Consider the following 16205-nt stretch of genomic DNA (forward strand, 5'->3'; position numbering starts at 1 on the left):
CGAGAGTCCGAACGAGGAAGGACACACACCATGGCACACACCACCACCAGCCGGCGGACGCGAGGACGACTCCTGCGCGCGCAGGCGATCCTGGCCGCGGCCGCGGCGACCGCTCTGCTCAGCGCCTGCGGCGGGGTCGAGGTCCGAGACGGCGGCGACGGCGCGACCAAGGACGCGAGCGGCCCGCTGAAGCTCGCCGTCGTACCCAAGGCGGTCGGGGCCGACTACTGGAACACCGTCAAGGCGGGCGCGGAGTGCGCCGCGCAGCGCGCGGGGGACGTCACCGTCCAGTGGGACGGGGTGACCACCGAGACCGACGTCGAGGGCCAGGTCAACCTGATCCAAAACTTCGTCACCAAGAAGGTCGACGGCATCGTCTACGCGGCGACCGACTCCAGCGCGCTGGCACCCGCCACCGACAAGGCGCTCAGCGCCAACATCCCGGTCGCCATGATCGACTCTGGCACCGACCCGCAGCCGTCTGCGGTGCCCCTCTTCGCCACCGACAACCGTGCGTCGGCAACCGAGGCGGCGAAGCTGCTCGCCACCGAACTCGGCCCCGGCAACCACGAGGTGGCACTCGTCGAGTTCCAGCCCGGATCGCAGACCAACACCGAGCGGGTCGACGGCTTCAAGGCCGGCCTCGCCCAGTACCCCAACCTGAAGCTGGTCGGCCAGCAGCCGAGCCGCAGTGACGTCAACGAGGCCCGCCGCGTCACCGAGAACATCCTCACCGCCAACCCCAAGCTCGCCGGCGTCTTCGCGGCCAACGAGCCGAGCGTGCTCGGCGCGGCGCAGGCCATCCAGGCGGCCGGCAAGTCCGGCAAGGTGGTCATCATCGGCTGGGACGCCGCCCCGGACGAGATCGCCGGGGTGCGCAACGGCCAGATCTCCGCGCTGGTCGTGCAGAACCCGTTCAAGATGGGCTACTTCGGCGTCGACAAGATGGTCAAGCACCTCCGGGACAAGGCTCCGCTGGCATCGGCCGACACCGGCGTCACGTTCGTCACCAAGGAGAACATCGACTCGGCGGAGATCAAGGCGGTGCTCGAGCCCAGCTGCGCCAACCCACCGGTGCAGTGATGGGCGGCATTCCCACGGCCACCGCCGACAGCGATCAGCAACCCACCGAGACGGAACCGCCGGTCCTCGAAGCCCGCGGCATCGTCAAGCGGTTCGGGCACGTCGAGGCGTTGCGTGGTGCCGACTTCACGGTCCGCCGCGGCGAGGTCGTCGCGCTGATCGGCGACAACGGCGCCGGCAAGAGCACCCTGATCAAGACTCTGTCCGGTGTGCATCCGCCGGACGAGGGCGAGATCCGGGTCGGCGGCCGTCCGGTCCAGTTCTCCACCCCGGTCGATGCCCGACAGGCCGGGGTGGAGACCGTCTACCAGGACCTCGCCGTCGCCGACGACCTCAGCGTGGCCGCCAACCTCTATCTCGGCCGGGAGATCCTGCGCTCCGGACCACTCGGCCGGCTCGGACTGTTGGACAAGCGCGCCATGCGCCACGGCGCCGCCGCCGCCCTCGACGAACTGGGCGTACGGATCCCCCGGGTCACCACGCCGATCGCGATGCTCTCCGGCGGGCAACGACAGTGCGTCGCGGTGGCCCGCGCCATCATCTGGGCGACAAACGTGGTCATCCTCGACGAGCCCACCGCGGCGCTGGGCGTCGTCCAGACCGGGCGGGTGCTCGACGTCGTGCGGCGTGCCCGTGACGCCGGCATGTCGGTGGTACTGGTGAGCCACAACATGCCGCAGGTGCTCGAGATCGCCGACCGGGTCGAGGTGCTGCGCCTCGGTCGACGAGCAGCCCAACTCCGTGCCGACGAGGTCACCACCGACGACCTGGTCGCGGCGATGACCGGCAGCACCAGCGCGGATCGGGACGAGCGGTGACGTCGGTCGTCCAGCGGGGCGCCCGCGATCCCGCCCGTCGGGCGACCGCGAACGCCGACCGGTCGCCGCTGCGGCTGAGCCCACTGGGCTTCGGTGCCTCGCAGGGCGGCAATCTCTACCGGGCGACGTCCGACGAGCAGTTCGCCGCCGCTGTGGACACCGCGTGGGCAGGTGGCATCCGATACTTCGACACGGCACCGCACTACGGGCTGGGCCTGTCCGAACGACGGCTGGGCGCGGCCCTACGCTCCCGCCCACGCGGCGAGTACGTGGTCTCGACGAAGGTCGGCCGGCTGCTCGTGCCGTCGCCGGAGACGGCGCACCAGCGTGACCCGGAGGGGTTCGACGTTCCCGCCGACCATCGCCGGGTCTGGGACTTCAGCCGCGACGGCGTACGCCGTTCGCTGGAGGCGAGCCTTCGGCGCACCGGCCTGGACCGGATCGACGTGGTGTATCTGCACGACCCGGACGAGCACTGGGAGCAGGCCGCGTACGAGGCGATCCCGGCGTTGGTGGAGCTGCGGGAGCAGGGCGTGATCGGCGCCGTCGGCGCGGGGATGAACCAGTCGGCGATGCTGGCCCGCTTCGTGGCGGAGACCGACGTGGACGTGGTGATGTGCGCCGGCCGGTACACCCTGCTGGAGCAGGGCGCGTTGACCGACCTGCTGCCCGTCGCGCAGGCCCGCCGCGTCGGCGTGGTGATCGCCGGGGTCTACAACTCCGGGCTGCTGGCCCGGGACGTGCCGACGACCGACGCCGTCTACGACTACCGGCAGGCGCCGGCCGAGGTGATCGACCAGGCCCGCCGGATAGCGCGGGTCTGTCAGACGTACGGCGTCACGCTGCCCCAGGCGGCGTTGGCGTTCGTCCGTCGTCACCCGGCCGTGGTCTCGACGGTGGTCGGCATACGGGACGAGGCCCAGGCGACCGAGACCCTGCGCCGATCCGACGTCGACGTCCCGGATCAGCTCTGGGCGGCGTTGTACGACGAAGGGCTGCTCGACGTGCAGTCGTGAGGCCGGCCGTCAGGACCGGGTCGTCTCGATGCTCGCGTCGGCGTCGTCGGGCAACCCCTGCAACGACTCCTCCACGCCGATCAGGTGGTTGGCCATCCGGGTACGCGCCCGCTCCGGGTCGCGTGCCACCAGCGCCTTCAGGATCGCCACGTGTTCGTCATGGGTCCGCAGGTCCGCCCCCTCCTCGTGCAGACTCCGCCAGAGCCGCCCGCGGATGGTGCGCCCGGCGAACGCTTCGATCAGGCCGACGAGCACCGGATTCTCGGCGTGCACCGCGATGATCCGGTGAAAGGCGATGTCGATCTCCATGATCCGCTCGTGGTCCGGCGGCGACTGGCCGATCAGCCGGGCCGCCTCGTCGAGCAGGTCACCCGCCTGGGCCAGCGCCTCGTCGGTGATCCTGGTCGCCGCCAGGCAGGCGGCCTCGCACTCCAGCAGCCGGCGAACGGTGTGGATGTGCCGGGGGTCGCCCTGACCCTGGAAGTCGACCACGAAACCCATCGGGGCCAGCAGTTGTGGCGCGTCGAGGTTGGTGACGTAGGTGCCGTCGCCCTGGCGGATGTTGACGATGCCGAGGATCGACAGCGCCGACATCCCCTCGCGCAGCGAGCCCCGCGAGACACCGAGCTGCTCGGCGAGGTCCTTCTCGATGGGCAACCGGTCACCGGGCCTGAACTGCCCTTCGAGGATCATCCGCTTGATGCCGTTGACCACTTCGTCAGTGCGAGACATGATCCGTTACCTTTCGGTGCGCTTTAGTGAGCGCATGATTGGTCGCTCCGCCTTGCGGTGGGGACGGTCCCGGTCTTGCCGGCGGATGCCGTGCCGGGTTCACGCTTCACAGCCACCTGCCCTCGTGCGAGGGTCTTCTGGTTGGCTCCACGTGCTGCCACCGAGCCACTCCCGGCGGTGGTGAACTCAGCCGCCAGGGCGGCCAGGTTGAGTGCGGCGTTGCGGTCACGGTCGATGACCAATCCGCACGCCTCACAGTCGTACTCACGCTCGTGCAGGGCGAGCTTGGCTTTCACCGCGCCGCAACCCGAGCAGGTTTTCGAGGACGGATACCAGCGGTCGGCCACGAGCAACCGGCCGCCGTTCCACCTGGTCTTGTATGCCAACTGACGGCGGATCTCGGCGAACCCGGCATCAGCAATGTGCCGGGCCAGCCGCCGGTTGCGCAGCATGCCCACGACGTTCAGATCTTCGACAACGATGCTGCCGTGTTCGCGTGCCAGCCTCGTGGTGAGCTTGTGCAGCCCGTCGCGGCGCAGGTTCGCGACTCGCGCATGCGCACGACCAAGCCGGTCCGAAGCGCGTCGCCAACGGTTCGACGGGCGACAGCCGGTGCTCCGGTCGGGGCCGGACTTCCGCGACAACACCCGACCCAACGCCCGCAGCCGGGCCTGCGAGGCGACGAGGTGGCGCGGGTTGTCGACCCGCTCACCGGTGGAAAGCACCGCAAGATGGGTGATCCCGAGATCCACACCCACCACCGAAGCGGGCTGGGCTGGTTGCCGTTCAGTCCGCTGCACCGCGACGGTGAACGAGACATGCCACCGTCCGCCGTCGCGGCGCACGGTCGCGGACATGATCCGCGCGGTTCCGCCCTCGACACGGCGGGCGAGCTTACGGGCGGATTCGTGCAGCTTCAACCGACCCAGCCTCGGCAGCACCACGTGCCTACGGTCGGGCTCGACCCGGATCGCGCCGGTGGTGAACCGCACCGACGGTGTGCCATGGCGGCGGGACTTGAAGCGGGGGAAACCAACCCGCCTGCCGGCCCGCCCGCCGCTGCGGGAGTCAGCCCAGCTCTTCAGGCCGCGGGCGAGAGCGTCCAGGCCGGTGTTGAACGCCTCTTTCGACACCTCACCCCACCATGGCGCCGCATCAGCCTTCGCAGCGTTCCACGCCTTGCGCAGCCCGGCGAGCGACCACGGCAACGACGGCGTCAGCAACTCATCCGGCACCCCATACGAGCGCTCCGCCGCGCGCTGGTCCATGACCGCCCTGACCCGGGCGAGCGCCCAGTTGTGCGCCACCCGCGCAGCCCCGACGTGCGCATTCACGGCGCGTTCCTGACCCGGAGTCAGGTCGAGGGCAAACCGGTACGCCTGGATCGTCTTCACGTCAGGTCCCTGGTAACCGCCCCAACCCTGCGGCGGACACGGCCCGCGCCGGCGCGACGGCCGTACAAGGGGGCACACAGCGACGTCAGGACCTCAGACACGTCACACCCCAGGTCGTCGTTGACCTCGGCCGGGCCCACGACCAACAGCTGGCGGCCCTGCGCGGACAGCAAAGCCTCAACGTACTCGGCTCCGAACCCGGCGAACCGATCCCGGTGCTCGACCACAATGGTCGACACAGCCGGGTCGCGCAACAAGAGGACGAACTTTCGCAGTGCCCGTTGAGCGCTGAACCGACCTCGGTGACCAAACGATCGACGGCAAAGCGCTGACCGGTAGCCCACAAAGTCACCCGGGCGACTTGCCGGTCCAGGTCCGGCTCCTGATCGGCCGAGGACACTCGGGCGTACACCGCAACCTGCCCAGCGTCCGGCGCCGCACCGGTCAATGGCTCACCGACCATGATGAGCCGGCCGAGCCGGTCGGAAGGAACGGGCAACGTTCCCGACCCGTACCCGCCGCGCGGTCGCGTACGAGATACCGGTAGCCGCCGCCCACTCCTTCAAGTTCACACCGCCACTTTAGACAAATCCTGAACACTCCTAATCGTCAGCGCGCTAGCAGTTGCTTCCTCCTAGCGGCCGGCGGGGGTGGCCTTCCCACCCGCGATCACGTACGCCGCCTCCGGAGATGACACGGTAGTCGGGTCTGTCGCCGCCCAGTAGTGGCCGTCGGGAAAGCGGTAGAGCGCGACCGACTCCTGACGCATCCGGGTGGAGTAGCCGGGCTGGCTGGGCAGGACGTATCCGCTGCCGGAGCCGGTGTCCCGGATGATGCACGGATCGGTGAAGTGCTCGTGCAGGTGGTCGACGAACTCGGTGACCCGGTCGGTGAGGTCCCCCGAGATCGCGACGTAGTCGAGCACCGACACGTGTTGGACCATCTCGCACAGCCCCACGCCGCCGGCGTGTGGGCACACCGGCACGTCGAACTTCGCGGCGAGCAGCAGCACGGCGACGATCTCGTTGATGCTGGCCAACCGGCCGGTGTCCAGTTGGCAGAAGTCGATGGCCTCGGCTTGGAACAGCTGCTTGAACATCACCCGGTTGTGGCAGTGCTCGCCGGTGGCGACGCCGATCGGAGCGACGGCGCGGCGGACGGCCGCGTGGCCCAGGATGTCGTCGGGGCTGGTCGGCTCCTCGATCCACAGTGGTGTGAACTGGGCGAGGGCGGTGACCCAGTCGATGGCCTGGCCGACGTCCCACACCTGGTTGGCGTCGATCATGAGGTGGCGATCCGGCCCGAGGATCTCCCGCGCGATCGAGCACCGGCGGATGTCGTCGTCGAGGTTGGCGCCCACCTTGAGCTTGACGTAGCCGTAGCCGGTGTCCACCGCCTCCTGGCACAGTCGGCGCAGTTTGTCGTCGCCGTAGCCGAGCCAGCCCGCCGATGTGGTGTAGGCGGGGTAGCCGGTCCTGTCGAGCTCGGCGAGGCGGGCGGCCTTCGTGCCCTCCTTGGCCCGCAGGATGGCCAGGGCCTCGTCGCGGGTCAGCGCGTCGGACAGGTAGCGCAGGTCCGCGATGTCGACGAGTTGCTCGGGGGACATGTCGACGAGCAGCCGCCACAGCGGCTTGTCGGCGAGCCGGGCGACCAGGTCCCACGAGGCGTTCAGCACGGCCGCCAGGGACAGGTGGACGACGCCCTTCTCCGGACCGAGCCACCGCAGCTGCGAGTCGGAGGTGAGGAGGCGGTAGACCGCGCCCATGTCCGCTGCCATCGTCGCCACGTCCAGGCCCACGAGGAGCTGCGCCTGGTGGACAGCCGCCGCCGCGACGATGTCGTTGCCTCGGCCGATGGTGAAGGTCAGGCCGTGCCCCGCGAGCGGCGCGCCCACCCCGTCGACGCCGTCGGTGTGCAGGACGACGTAGGCCGCCGAGTAGTCGCCGTCCTTGTTCATGGCGTCTGACCCGTCAGCGGTCAGGGAGGTGGGGAAGCGGACGTCTTCGACGGTGACGGCAGTGATCTGCGGCATGCGCTCCTCGCCCGGCTAGGCTAAAGATCAGATGATCACTGGGAGTATACGGACGGCTGCTCCGGCCCGTCAACGATGTCGATCACCGCAGGCCCCCAGACATATGATGTTTGGCCCGATCGCGGCAACCCGCCTTACCGTCCATCGTGCCGGTTGACGGCTCACTTCGGCGAGGGCGGCGGTTCAGGGAGATTGGATGTTCACCCCCACTTCGGGCGCATCGACGGCGACAAATGAGCGTGCCGTGCGGCACCGATGCCTCGATACGTCAAATCTTTGTCGATTGTCGGCAGCAGCACGGCGGGCCCCGTCTCCGGCGCCTGGCGACGGTCGGCGTGACGCGGTCGACCGGGCCGGTGACAGTGGTCACCGAGCAGCCGCCGACACGCCCGAGACCGACATGTGGGGTGTGACAACCGCAGCGTCCCTATATATGGTGTCGAGCGCAGCTGGTTCGGCCGCTCATCCGGTGCGGTCGAGGCAACAGGGAACCCGGTGGAAATCCGGGACTGTCCCGCAGCGGTGAGTGGGAACGACCGCCGTCAACAGCACTGGGCCACCAATCGGCCTGGGAAGCGACGGCCAGTAGGAGACCGGCGACACCGGTCGTGCCCGCGAGTCCGAAGACCTGCCAGCGCGCCGCGTACCCGCACCGGGTGGGCGGCGGTCCGAGGCCGCGTGGGACGGCTGACGCCACCTGACCCACGCCGGGCTGGCGTGGCGTCCGCCGGTGTCTGTCCCCTCGCGTCCGGGCCACCAGGTCTCGAACTCCGAGGAGCGAGTGGTGACAGTCACCGAGGTAGTCTCGGCCAGCGGCGACGCGACAGCGCGGCGCACGCCGATGCAGGTCCGCAAGCGCGACGGCGGCACCGAACCCGTGGACGTGAACAGGATCGTCCGAGCGGTCGAGCGGTGGGCCGACGACCTGACCGACGTCGACCCGATGCGGGTGGCCACCCGCACCATCAGTGGCCTCTACGACGGCGCGACCACTGCCGAACTGGACCGGCTGTCCATCCAGACCGCCGCCGAGATGATCGGTGAGGAGCCGCAGTACTCGCGCCTCGCCGCGCGGCTGCTGGCCGGCTACGTCGACAAGGAGGTGCGTCGGCAGGGCATCACCTCGTTCAGCGCGGCGATCCGGGTCGGCCACGTCGAGGGCCTGATCGGTGACGACACCGCAGCGTTCGTCGCCGCACACGCCGCGACCCTCGACCACGCCATCGACCCGGACGGCGACCGCCGGTTCGAGTACTTCGGCCTGCGCACTGTGTACGACCGCTACCTGCTGCGCCACCCCACCAGCCGACTGGTGCTGGAGACCCCGCAGTACTGGCTGCTGCGGGTGGCCTGCGGGCTGTCCCGGACGGCGGACGAGGCGGTCGGCTTCTACCGGCTGATGTCCAGCCTGGCCTACCTGCCCAGCTCACCGACCTTGTTCAACTCCGGCACCCGGCACACCCAGATGTCCTCCTGCTACCTCGTCGACTCCCCGCTCGACGAGCTGGACTCGATCTACCAGCGGTACGCCCAGGTCGCCAACCTGTCCAAGTTCGCCGGTGGCATCGGCATCGCGTACTCCCGGGTCCGCTCCCGGGGCGCGCTGATCCGGGGCACGAACGGGCAGTCCAACGGGATCGTGCCGTGGCTGCGCACGCTGGACGCGAGCGTCGCCGCGGTCAACCAGGGTGGCCGGCGCAAGGGCGCGGCCTGCGTCTACCTGGAGCCGTGGCACCCGGACATCGAGGAGTTCCTGCAACTCCGCGACAACACCGGCGAGGACGCCCGGCGCACCCACAACCTCAACCTGGCCAACTGGATTCCGGACGAGTTCATGCGCCGGGTCGAGGCCGACGAGCTGTGGTCGCTGTTCGACCCGCACGAGGTGCCCGAGCTGCCCGACCTGTGGGGGGAGCGGTTCGACGCCGCGTACCGGCAGGCCGAGGCGCAGGGCCGCTACGTGCGGCAGGTCCCGGCACGGGAGCTGTACGGGAAGATGATGCGGACCCTCGCCCAGACCGGCAACGGGTGGATGACCTTCAAGGACGCCGCCAACCGCCTCTGCAACCAGACCGCCGAGCCGGGCAACGTCGTGCACCTGTCCAACCTCTGCACCGAGATCGTCGAGGTGTCCAGCGACGCCGAGACGGCCGTGTGCAACCTCGGTTCGGTGAATCTCGCCGCCCACCTCACCGACGGCGGCATCGACTGGGAGCGGCTGCGCGCCACGGTGCGGACCGCGGTGACCTTCCTCGACCGGGTCATCGACATCAACTACTACCCGACCGCGCAGGCGGCGGCGAGCAACCCGCGCTGGCGGCCGGTCGGGCTCGGGCTGATGGGCCTCCAGGACGTCTTCTTCGCGCTGCGGCTGCCGTTCGACTCGCCGGCCGCGCGGGAGCTGTCCACCCTGATCAGCGAGGAGCTGTACCTGACCGCGCTGGAGACCTCCGCCGACCTTGCCCGCGACTTCGGCGCGCATCCGGCGTACCCGCAGACCCGGGCCGCGCGGGGCCAGCTCCAGCCCGACCTGTGGGGCGTCGAGGGTACGCAGACCGCGCGGTGGGACGCGCTGCGCGAGCGGGTCGAGGCGTACGGGCTGCGCAACTCGTTGCTGGTGGCGGTCGCGCCGACAGCGACCATCGCCTCGATCGCCGGGTGCTACGAGTGCATCGAGCCGCAGGTGTCGAACCTGTTCAAGCGCGAGACCCTGTCGGGGGAGTTCCTCCAGGTCAACACCGCGCTGGTACGCGAACTCAAGGCCCGCGGTCTGTGGACCGAGCGGATCCGGTCGGCGATCAAGCGGGCGGAGGGGTCGGTGCAGGACATCGCCGAGCTGCCGGCCGGCGTACGGGAGCTGTTCCGCACCGCGTGGGAGCTGCCGCAGCGGGCGCTGATCGACCTGGCCGCCGCCCGCGCCCCGTTCATCGACCAGTCCCAGTCGCTGAACCTGTTCCTGGCCGCACCGACCATCGGCAAGCTCTCCTCGATGTACCTGTACGCCTGGAAGGCCGGGCTGAAGACCACCTACTACCTGCGGTCGCGTCCCGCCACGCGCATCCAGCAGGCCACCGTCAGCGCTGTCGCACCCGTCGCCGTCGACGCGGAGGCGCTGGCCTGCTCGCTGGAGAACCCCGAGTCGTGCGAGGCCTGCCAGTGACCGCCGCCGACGCCACCACCGACCCCGGCACCACCGACACGAGGACCACGCACATGCTGCTCGACCCCGGGATGGACCTCACTCTCCGCCCGATGCGCTACCCGCACTTCTTCGACCGGTTCCGCGACGCCATCCGCAACACCTGGACGGTCGAGGAGGTCGACCTGCACGCCGACCTCGCCGACCTGGACAAGCTGTCACCGGCCGAACGGCACCTGGTCAGCCGCCTGGTGGCGTTCTTCGCCACCGGCGACACGATCGTCGCCAACAACCTGGTGCTCAACCTCTACCAGCACGTCAACAGCCCCGAGGGTCGCCTCTACCTGTCCCGGCAGCTGTTCGAGGAGGCCGTGCACGTCCAGTTCTATCTCAACCTGCTCGACACGTACGTGCCCGACGAGACCGAGCGCTTCGAGGCCTTCGCCGCCATCGAGAACATCCCCTCGATCCGTCGTAAGGCCGAGTTCTGCTTCCGGTGGATCGACTCGCTGAACGACCTGCGCGAGCTGCGGTCCCGCGAGGACCGGCGGACGTTCCTGCTCAACCTGATCTGCTTCGCCGCCTGCATCGAGGGGTTGTTCTTCTACGGCGCGTTCGCGTACGTCTACTTCCTGCGCTCCCGCGGCCTGCTGCACGGCCTCGCCTCCGGCACCAACTGGGTGTTCCGCGACGAGTCCATGCACATGGCGTTCGCGTTCGACGTCGTCGACACCGTCCGCGCCGAGGAGCCGGACCTGTTCGACGACGACCTGGCCGACCAGGTCCGCCGAATGCTCACCGAGGCGGTCGAGTGTGAGGTGCAGTTCGCCGAGGACCTGTTGGGTCACGGCGTGCCCGGTCTGACGTTGGCCGACATGCGGGAGTACCTCCAGCACGTCGCCGACCGCCGCCTCGCCCAGCTCGGCATCGCGCCGCACTACGGGTCGAGCAACCCGTTCGGCTTCATGGAGTTGCAGGACGTGCAGGAGCTGTCCAACTTCTTCGAGAGGCGGGTGTCGGCGTACCAGGTCGGGGTGACCGGCACCGTCGCCTTCGACGACGACTTCTAGGCGGCGACCTCGGCCACGGGTTGCCATGAGGAACGACCCGCCTCCGCCGATCTTGCACTTTCCGTTGCCGATATGTGCGCAATGCTATTTATGTCGCGACAGGAAGTGCAAGATCGCGGAGAAGGGACGGTCCGGTCTCGTCGATCATGGAATTGTGGTGCCTGATTTGGTATTGCGCAGGCACTTTGTCGCCCACCACAACTCCATGATCGACGAGGCGGTGCGGGGTTGGCGAACAGCCACTCCGTCTAAAAGCGACGGTGCCTTGCTGCTTCCCATCAATTGATCGAAGGAAGCGGGGCGATCAGCTCTGGGCTTCTGCGACGTAGACACCTTTGCCTGGCTGGCCCTCGACCAACTCGCGGTCTTTGAGAATCGTCATGACCCGGTTGATGGTGGAGATGTGCACGCCGTACTGCTCGGCCAGCTCACGGGTGGACGAGAGTTTCTCGCCCGGAGCAAGCTCACCCGACTTGATTTTTCCCGCGATCTCGTTGGCGATCCGCCGGTAGTCCACTCGCTCGGTCGGCATGGGTCGATCTCCGTAGGGTTCCCTGGTTTCGGCAGCCCAATCTGATCACGAGGAGACCTGATCCAACAAGTTCCACGAAGCACCTTGACCTGCTCCTACAAGTTGGAATAGGTTGCAGCTTGGTCGGGTTCCCTGGTTTCGGCAAACTCCTGGGTTCTCGGCCGCACACCCACCTGGGGGAGCACGGCAGATGGTCGCTGCCCCCAGGTGGGGCCAACGTCGTGAACGCGGGAGGGTGCCGCCGTGCCGATCGATGAACCGGTAAGTCGGGCAGACGAACTGTTCGCCGCGATGCGGACGCTTGATGCTCATTGGACTCGGGCACTTGACCAGCCGTGGCGTTCAGGCGGCTGCCTTGAGTGCACGAGTCAGAGCGAATGCCGTCAGCTCGATTGGTCGTTGGGTGTCGTGGCGGACGCCGCATCGATCATGTTGCAGAAGTAACGATGGACGCTGAGCAGTGCGGCGAGTTCGACGACGACTTCTAGGCGGCGACCGATCCGGGGGCCTAACGTCGCTTGGTGAGCCACCGCATCACGTGCAGGGGGTGCGACGCCGGGTCCGGGATCGGGTGGAAGACGTGTTCGACAGCCCCGTCGGCGACGACCAGGGTCAGCCGCTCGTAGAGCGTCATGTCGCCCGCGGTGCGGGTCGGCAGCCGCAGCGCGTCGGCCAGGGTCAGCCTCGGATCGGGAATCAGCGGGTAGGGCAGCCGCAGCCGGTGGGCGAGTTCACGCTGGTACCCGGTCGACTGCGCGGACAGGCCGTACACCCGGGCGGCGCCGGCCGCGCGGAGTTCCGCGTGGTGGTCGCGGAACCAGGCGGCCTGCTCGGTGCTGCCCCGGGCGCCATGGACCTCCAGCAGCCCGTTGGGCAGGTCGACGCCCGGCCGTCCGGTCAGCGGGTAGACGAAGATGACGCTGCGCCCGGGGCCGAGCGCACCGAGATCGACCGGGCGGCCGTCGGTGCCGTAGAAGGACAGCGATGGCAGTCTGACGCCGACCAGCGCGGTGGGGTCGGCGCCTTCGGCGGGACTGCCGGGTACGACCTGGGTCGCGGCGGCGTCCAGGCGCGCGTCCAGCGCGTCCCGCTGGGCGGTCAACTTGCCGATCCGTTCCTGGAGGTTGGTGATGGTGCTGCGGTAGGTGGCCACCGCTGCCGCGCACACGTCGGTGTCGTCGGAACCATCGGCGATCGACTCGACGAACGGGCGGGTCTCCTCGACGGTGAGGCCGAGCGCCATCAGCTCGCGGATCTGCGCCACCAGCCGCACCGCGATCGCGTCGTACTCGCGGTAGCCGTTGCTCAGCCGCCGGGGCACGACCAGGCCGGCCGACTCGTAGTACCGCAAGGCCCGGACCGTGGTGCCGGTCCGTCGTGCCAACTCACCCACCCGCATCCCGCGACCCTAAACCCGCACCCCGGGGTACGGGTCAACGTGTCCATCGTCGCGGTGTCAGAGCCGCCGTTTCCTGCCAGTCTGGCTGCGAACAGGCAGCTTGAGCAGGGAGTGTGTGATGACGGCAATCAGTCGGGTACGGGCTCGGCAGATCCTCGACAGCAGGGGCAACCCGACAGTGGAGGCCGACGTGGTCCTCGCCGACGGGTCGACCGGTCGGGCGGCCGTGCCGTCCGGAGCGTCGACGGGGGCGAACGAGGCGGTCGAGCTGCGCGACGGGGACCGGACGCGTTTCCACGGCAAGGGGGTCGGCAGGGCCGTCGGCGCGGTCAACGGCGAGATCGCCGACGCGGTGCTCGGGCTCGACGCGGAGGACCAGGCCCTCATCGACGAGACGATGATCGACCTCGACGCTTCCAAGGACAAGGGTCGACTGGGTGCCAACGCGATCCTGGCGGTGTCCCTGGCGACCGCGAAAGCGGCGGCGCTGGCCCACCGGCAGCCTCTGTACCGCTACGTCGGTGGCGTCGGCGCCCGCCTGCTCCCGGTGCCGATGATGAACATCATCAACGGTGGCGCGCACGCCGACAACCCGCTCGACTTCCAGGAGTTCATGATCGCCCCGGTCGGCGCGCAGACCTTCGCCGAGGCGGTCCGGATGGGCTCGGAGGTCTTCCACACCCTGAAGGCCTCCCTGGCCGCGGCCGGGCACAGCACCAACGTCGGTGACGAGGGCGGCTTCGCGCCGAACGTCACGGACGCCGACGAGGCACTGCGGTTCGTGCTGCGCGCCATCGAGGACACCGGTTACCAGCCCGGCGTCGACGTGCGGATCTGCCTCGACCCGGCCAGCTCGGAGTTCTTCCGTGACGGCGTCTACGACTACGTCGGCGAGGGACGCCGGCGCACCGTCGAGGAGCACGTCGACTACCTGCTCGACCTGGTCTCCCGGTACCCGATCAGCTCGATCGAGGACCCGATGGCCGAGGACGACATCGCCGGCTGGAAGCGGCTGACGGAGGTGGCCGGGGAGCGCGTGCAGCTGGTCGGCGACGACGTCTTCTGCACCGACGTCGACCGGCTGCGCGATGGGATCGACGGTGGTTACGCCAACGCGATCCTGGTCAAGGTCAACCAGATCGGCACGCTCACCGAGACCCTGGCGACGGTGGACGCCGCCCACAAGGCCGGGTACCGGGTGGTGATGTCGCACCGATCCGGGGAGACCGAGGACACCACCATCGCCGACCTGGCGGTGGGCGTCGGCTGCGGGCAGATCAAGACCGGCTCGCTGTCGCGCTCCGACCGCACGGCGAAGTACAACCAGCTCATCCGCATCGAGGAGGAGCTCGGCGAGCGTGCCATCTACGCTCCGAGCCGCTGAGGCGCCGGACCACCGCCTCGGCCGGTCGGCACCGTCACCGTCGGCTGGCGCAGGCCACGCAGGTACGCGCGGACGGGCGGGCGACGAGCCGCTCGGCGGGAATCGGACGGGAGCACCGTTCGCACACGCCGTAGCTGCCGTCGTCGACCCGTCGCAGCGCGACGTCCAGCTCGGCCAGGCGTCGGCGGGTGGCGTCCAGGACGGCGGTGAGCTGCGCGCGTTCGAAGGCGATGGTGCTGCCCTCGGGGTCGTGTTCGTCATCGGCGTTTGACGACCGGGACGCCTCGAAGAGGCTCCGCAGGTCGCCGTCCAGGGCGGTGGCCTGAGCCTCGGTCTGTTCGCGCAGCCGCAGCAACTCCTCGCGGACCGCGCTGGAATCCCTGTTCATGGCCGTTCCACAGTACCTGGGGGATGACAGCGGTCACATCACTGGCATTCCGAGACGACCGGTCATATCGTGGTGTCTGTCAGTCAGCCGGAACCCGGGCGAGAGGAGTGCCACGAAATGCCACGACCGAAGTCGCCAGCCTCCGCCGGGACCCGGCAACGGTTGTCCGACGCGGCGCTGGACCTGTTCCACCTGCGCGGCTACAACGGCACGAGCGTCCAGGACATCGTCGCCGCCGCCGGGGCGCCCAAGGGCACCTTCTACAACCACTTCGCCAGCAAGGAAGACCTCGCCCTCGACTCGGTGGCGAGATACTCCGCGGCGATGGGGCTGGAGATGCTCGACGAGAAGCAGGGCGGCACGCCGCTGGAGCGGATCACGGGTCATCTGAGATACATCACCGGCCTCGGCGACACCATGGGTGACCGGGGATGCCTGCTCGGCAACTTCGCCACCGAGATCCCGGCACACAGCGACGTTCTGCGAAACGCCGTCGACGCCGGCTTCGGCCGCTGGGTAGCCGCGCTCGCCACGGCGATCGAGCAGGCGCGGGCCGCCGGTGAACTGCACGGCGACGAACCGGCCATCGATCTCGCCGGCTTCATCGTCTCCAGTTACGAGGGCGCGGCAGCACGGGCGAAGGCATCCGGTGACCCGGCTGCTCTCCAGGAGTTCTTCACGATCACCACGGGCCGGATCCTCACCTGATCCGCGTCCGATCCCAGCGGTGACTGTCCGCGTCGTCCCATTCGGCGCGACGTTTACCCAATCCAAGACGACCGGTCGTACGCCTTCGACCGGGAAGCAGCACCCCGCACTGAGGAGTGAGACATGAGCACCTACCTGATCAACCACCTGCGTATCCCCGGCGGTGTGCCGACCGAGGAGTCCCTGCGTTACCTGGAGCAGGTGCAGGCCACCACCGAGGCGTACGGCGCCAAGTGGCTCGTCCTGGATGCCGAGGTGCAGGTCCTCGAGGGCAGCTGGCCCGGTTCGGTCGTGCTGATCGAGTTCCCGGACGCGGAAACCGCCAAGACCTGGTACAACTCGCCCGAGTACCAGGCCATCCTGTCGCTGCGCGTCGATCACACCATCAACGACCTGGTCCTGGTGGACTCGGTCGGCCCGGACTTCACGGTGGCCGGCTACGCGCGTCAGATCCGGACCCTCCTCGGCCAGTGACCAGCGATCGCTGACCTGCCGTACCGCGATCCCCGC

The 16205-nt window shown here is 69.1% G+C and carries 14 protein-coding genes, 1 pseudogene and 1 riboswitch; of the genes and pseudogenes, 8 read left to right on the top strand and 7 right to left on the bottom strand.

The window, feature by feature from the left end:
- Window positions 1-30: 30 nt before the first annotated feature.
- Genes IW249_RS22620 through IW249_RS22630 form a run of 3 tightly spaced genes read left to right on the top strand, consistent with a single transcriptional unit; the run spans window position 31 to window position 2917 of the window.
- On the top strand, window positions 31-1083 hold the full coding sequence (locus IW249_RS22620) for an ABC transporter substrate-binding protein (RefSeq protein WP_196922591.1): 1053 nt from the start codon (window positions 31-33) through the stop codon (window positions 1081-1083).
- Window positions 1083-1901 carry an ATP-binding cassette domain-containing protein gene (locus IW249_RS22625; protein WP_231392619.1) on the top strand — a complete coding sequence of 273 codons (819 nt, stop codon included), beginning with the start codon at window positions 1083-1085 and terminating at the stop codon, window positions 1899-1901. Before IW249_RS22620 ends, IW249_RS22625 begins: the two co-directional genes overlap by 1 nt.
- On the top strand, window positions 1898-2917 hold the full coding sequence (locus tag IW249_RS22630) for an aldo/keto reductase (protein ID WP_307788671.1): 1020 nt from the start codon (window positions 1898-1900) through the stop codon (window positions 2915-2917). The genes IW249_RS22625 and IW249_RS22630 overlap by 4 nt, the downstream gene beginning before the upstream one ends.
- Before the next feature lie 9 nt (window positions 2918-2926).
- Here IW249_RS22630 and IW249_RS22635 read toward each other — a convergent pair whose 3' ends face one another.
- From IW249_RS22635 to IW249_RS22650, 4 genes and pseudogenes are all read right to left on the bottom strand, one after another.
- On the bottom strand, window positions 2927-3649 hold the full coding sequence (locus IW249_RS22635; protein WP_196922592.1) for a FadR/GntR family transcriptional regulator: 723 nt from the start codon (window positions 3647-3649) through the stop codon (window positions 2927-2929).
- A 23-nt stretch (window positions 3650-3672) separates the two neighbouring features.
- The gene (gene tnpB / locus IW249_RS22640) at window positions 3673-5043 is read right to left on the bottom strand and encodes an IS607 family element RNA-guided endonuclease TnpB (RefSeq protein WP_196922593.1); all 1371 of its coding nucleotides are present in this window, start codon (window positions 5041-5043) and stop codon (window positions 3673-3675) included.
- Window positions 5040-5615, bottom strand: a pseudogene (locus IW249_RS22645) (IS607 family transposase). The gene tnpB and the pseudogene IW249_RS22645 overlap by 4 nt, the downstream one beginning before the upstream one ends.
- Window positions 5616-5677: 62 nt before the next feature.
- On the bottom strand, window positions 5678-7075 hold the full coding sequence (locus IW249_RS22650) for an enolase C-terminal domain-like protein (RefSeq protein ID WP_196922594.1): 1398 nt from the start codon (window positions 7073-7075) through the stop codon (window positions 5678-5680).
- A 433-nt stretch (window positions 7076-7508) separates the two neighbouring features.
- Window positions 7509-7725: riboswitch (cobalamin riboswitch) on the top strand.
- 191 nt (window positions 7726-7916) lie between these two features.
- Between IW249_RS22650 and IW249_RS22655 the strand changes: the two genes are divergently transcribed.
- Window positions 7917-10235, top strand: a complete 2319-nt coding sequence (locus IW249_RS22655) for a ribonucleoside-diphosphate reductase subunit alpha (protein ID WP_231393914.1) — start codon at window positions 7917-7919, stop codon at window positions 10233-10235.
- A gap of 53 nt (window positions 10236-10288) precedes the next feature.
- Complete coding sequence (locus IW249_RS22660; protein ID WP_112602787.1) at window positions 10289-11284, top strand: ribonucleotide-diphosphate reductase subunit beta; 996 nt, start codon at window positions 10289-10291, stop codon at window positions 11282-11284.
- A 304-nt stretch (window positions 11285-11588) separates the two neighbouring features.
- On the opposite strand, the gene IW249_RS22665 is transcribed toward IW249_RS22660, so the two are convergent.
- Entirely contained in the window at window positions 11589-11816 is a 228-nt protein-coding gene (locus tag IW249_RS22665; protein WP_196922595.1) for a GntR family transcriptional regulator, read from the bottom strand.
- Between the two features lie 508 nt (window positions 11817-12324).
- Complete coding sequence (locus IW249_RS22670; protein WP_196922596.1) at window positions 12325-13215, bottom strand: MerR family transcriptional regulator; 891 nt, start codon at window positions 13213-13215, stop codon at window positions 12325-12327.
- 118 nt (window positions 13216-13333) lie between these two features.
- Between IW249_RS22670 and eno the strand changes: the two genes are divergently transcribed.
- The gene (gene eno / locus IW249_RS22675) at window positions 13334-14599 is read left to right on the top strand and encodes a phosphopyruvate hydratase (protein WP_196922597.1); all 1266 of its coding nucleotides are present in this window, start codon (window positions 13334-13336) and stop codon (window positions 14597-14599) included.
- Between the two features lie 34 nt (window positions 14600-14633).
- On the opposite strand, the gene IW249_RS22680 is transcribed toward eno, so the two are convergent.
- Window positions 14634-14987: a TraR/DksA family transcriptional regulator gene (locus IW249_RS22680; RefSeq protein ID WP_196922598.1), complete on the bottom strand. Its 354-nt coding sequence runs from the start codon at window positions 14985-14987 to the stop codon at window positions 14634-14636.
- 117 nt (window positions 14988-15104) lie between these two features.
- On the opposite strand from IW249_RS22680, the gene IW249_RS34805 reads away from it, so the two are divergent.
- Complete coding sequence (locus IW249_RS34805; RefSeq protein WP_196922599.1) at window positions 15105-15695, top strand: TetR/AcrR family transcriptional regulator; 591 nt, start codon at window positions 15105-15107, stop codon at window positions 15693-15695.
- A gap of 123 nt (window positions 15696-15818) precedes the next feature.
- Window positions 15819-16169 (top strand): DUF1330 domain-containing protein, encoded by a 351-nt coding sequence (locus IW249_RS22690; RefSeq protein ID WP_196922600.1) that lies wholly within the window; start codon window positions 15819-15821, stop codon window positions 16167-16169.
- The last annotated feature ends 36 nt before the right edge of the window (window positions 16170-16205 follow it).

It is taken from the genome of Micromonospora vinacea (genome assembly GCF_015751785.1).
Classification (GTDB): domain Bacteria; phylum Actinomycetota; class Actinomycetes; order Mycobacteriales; family Micromonosporaceae; genus Micromonospora; species Micromonospora vinacea.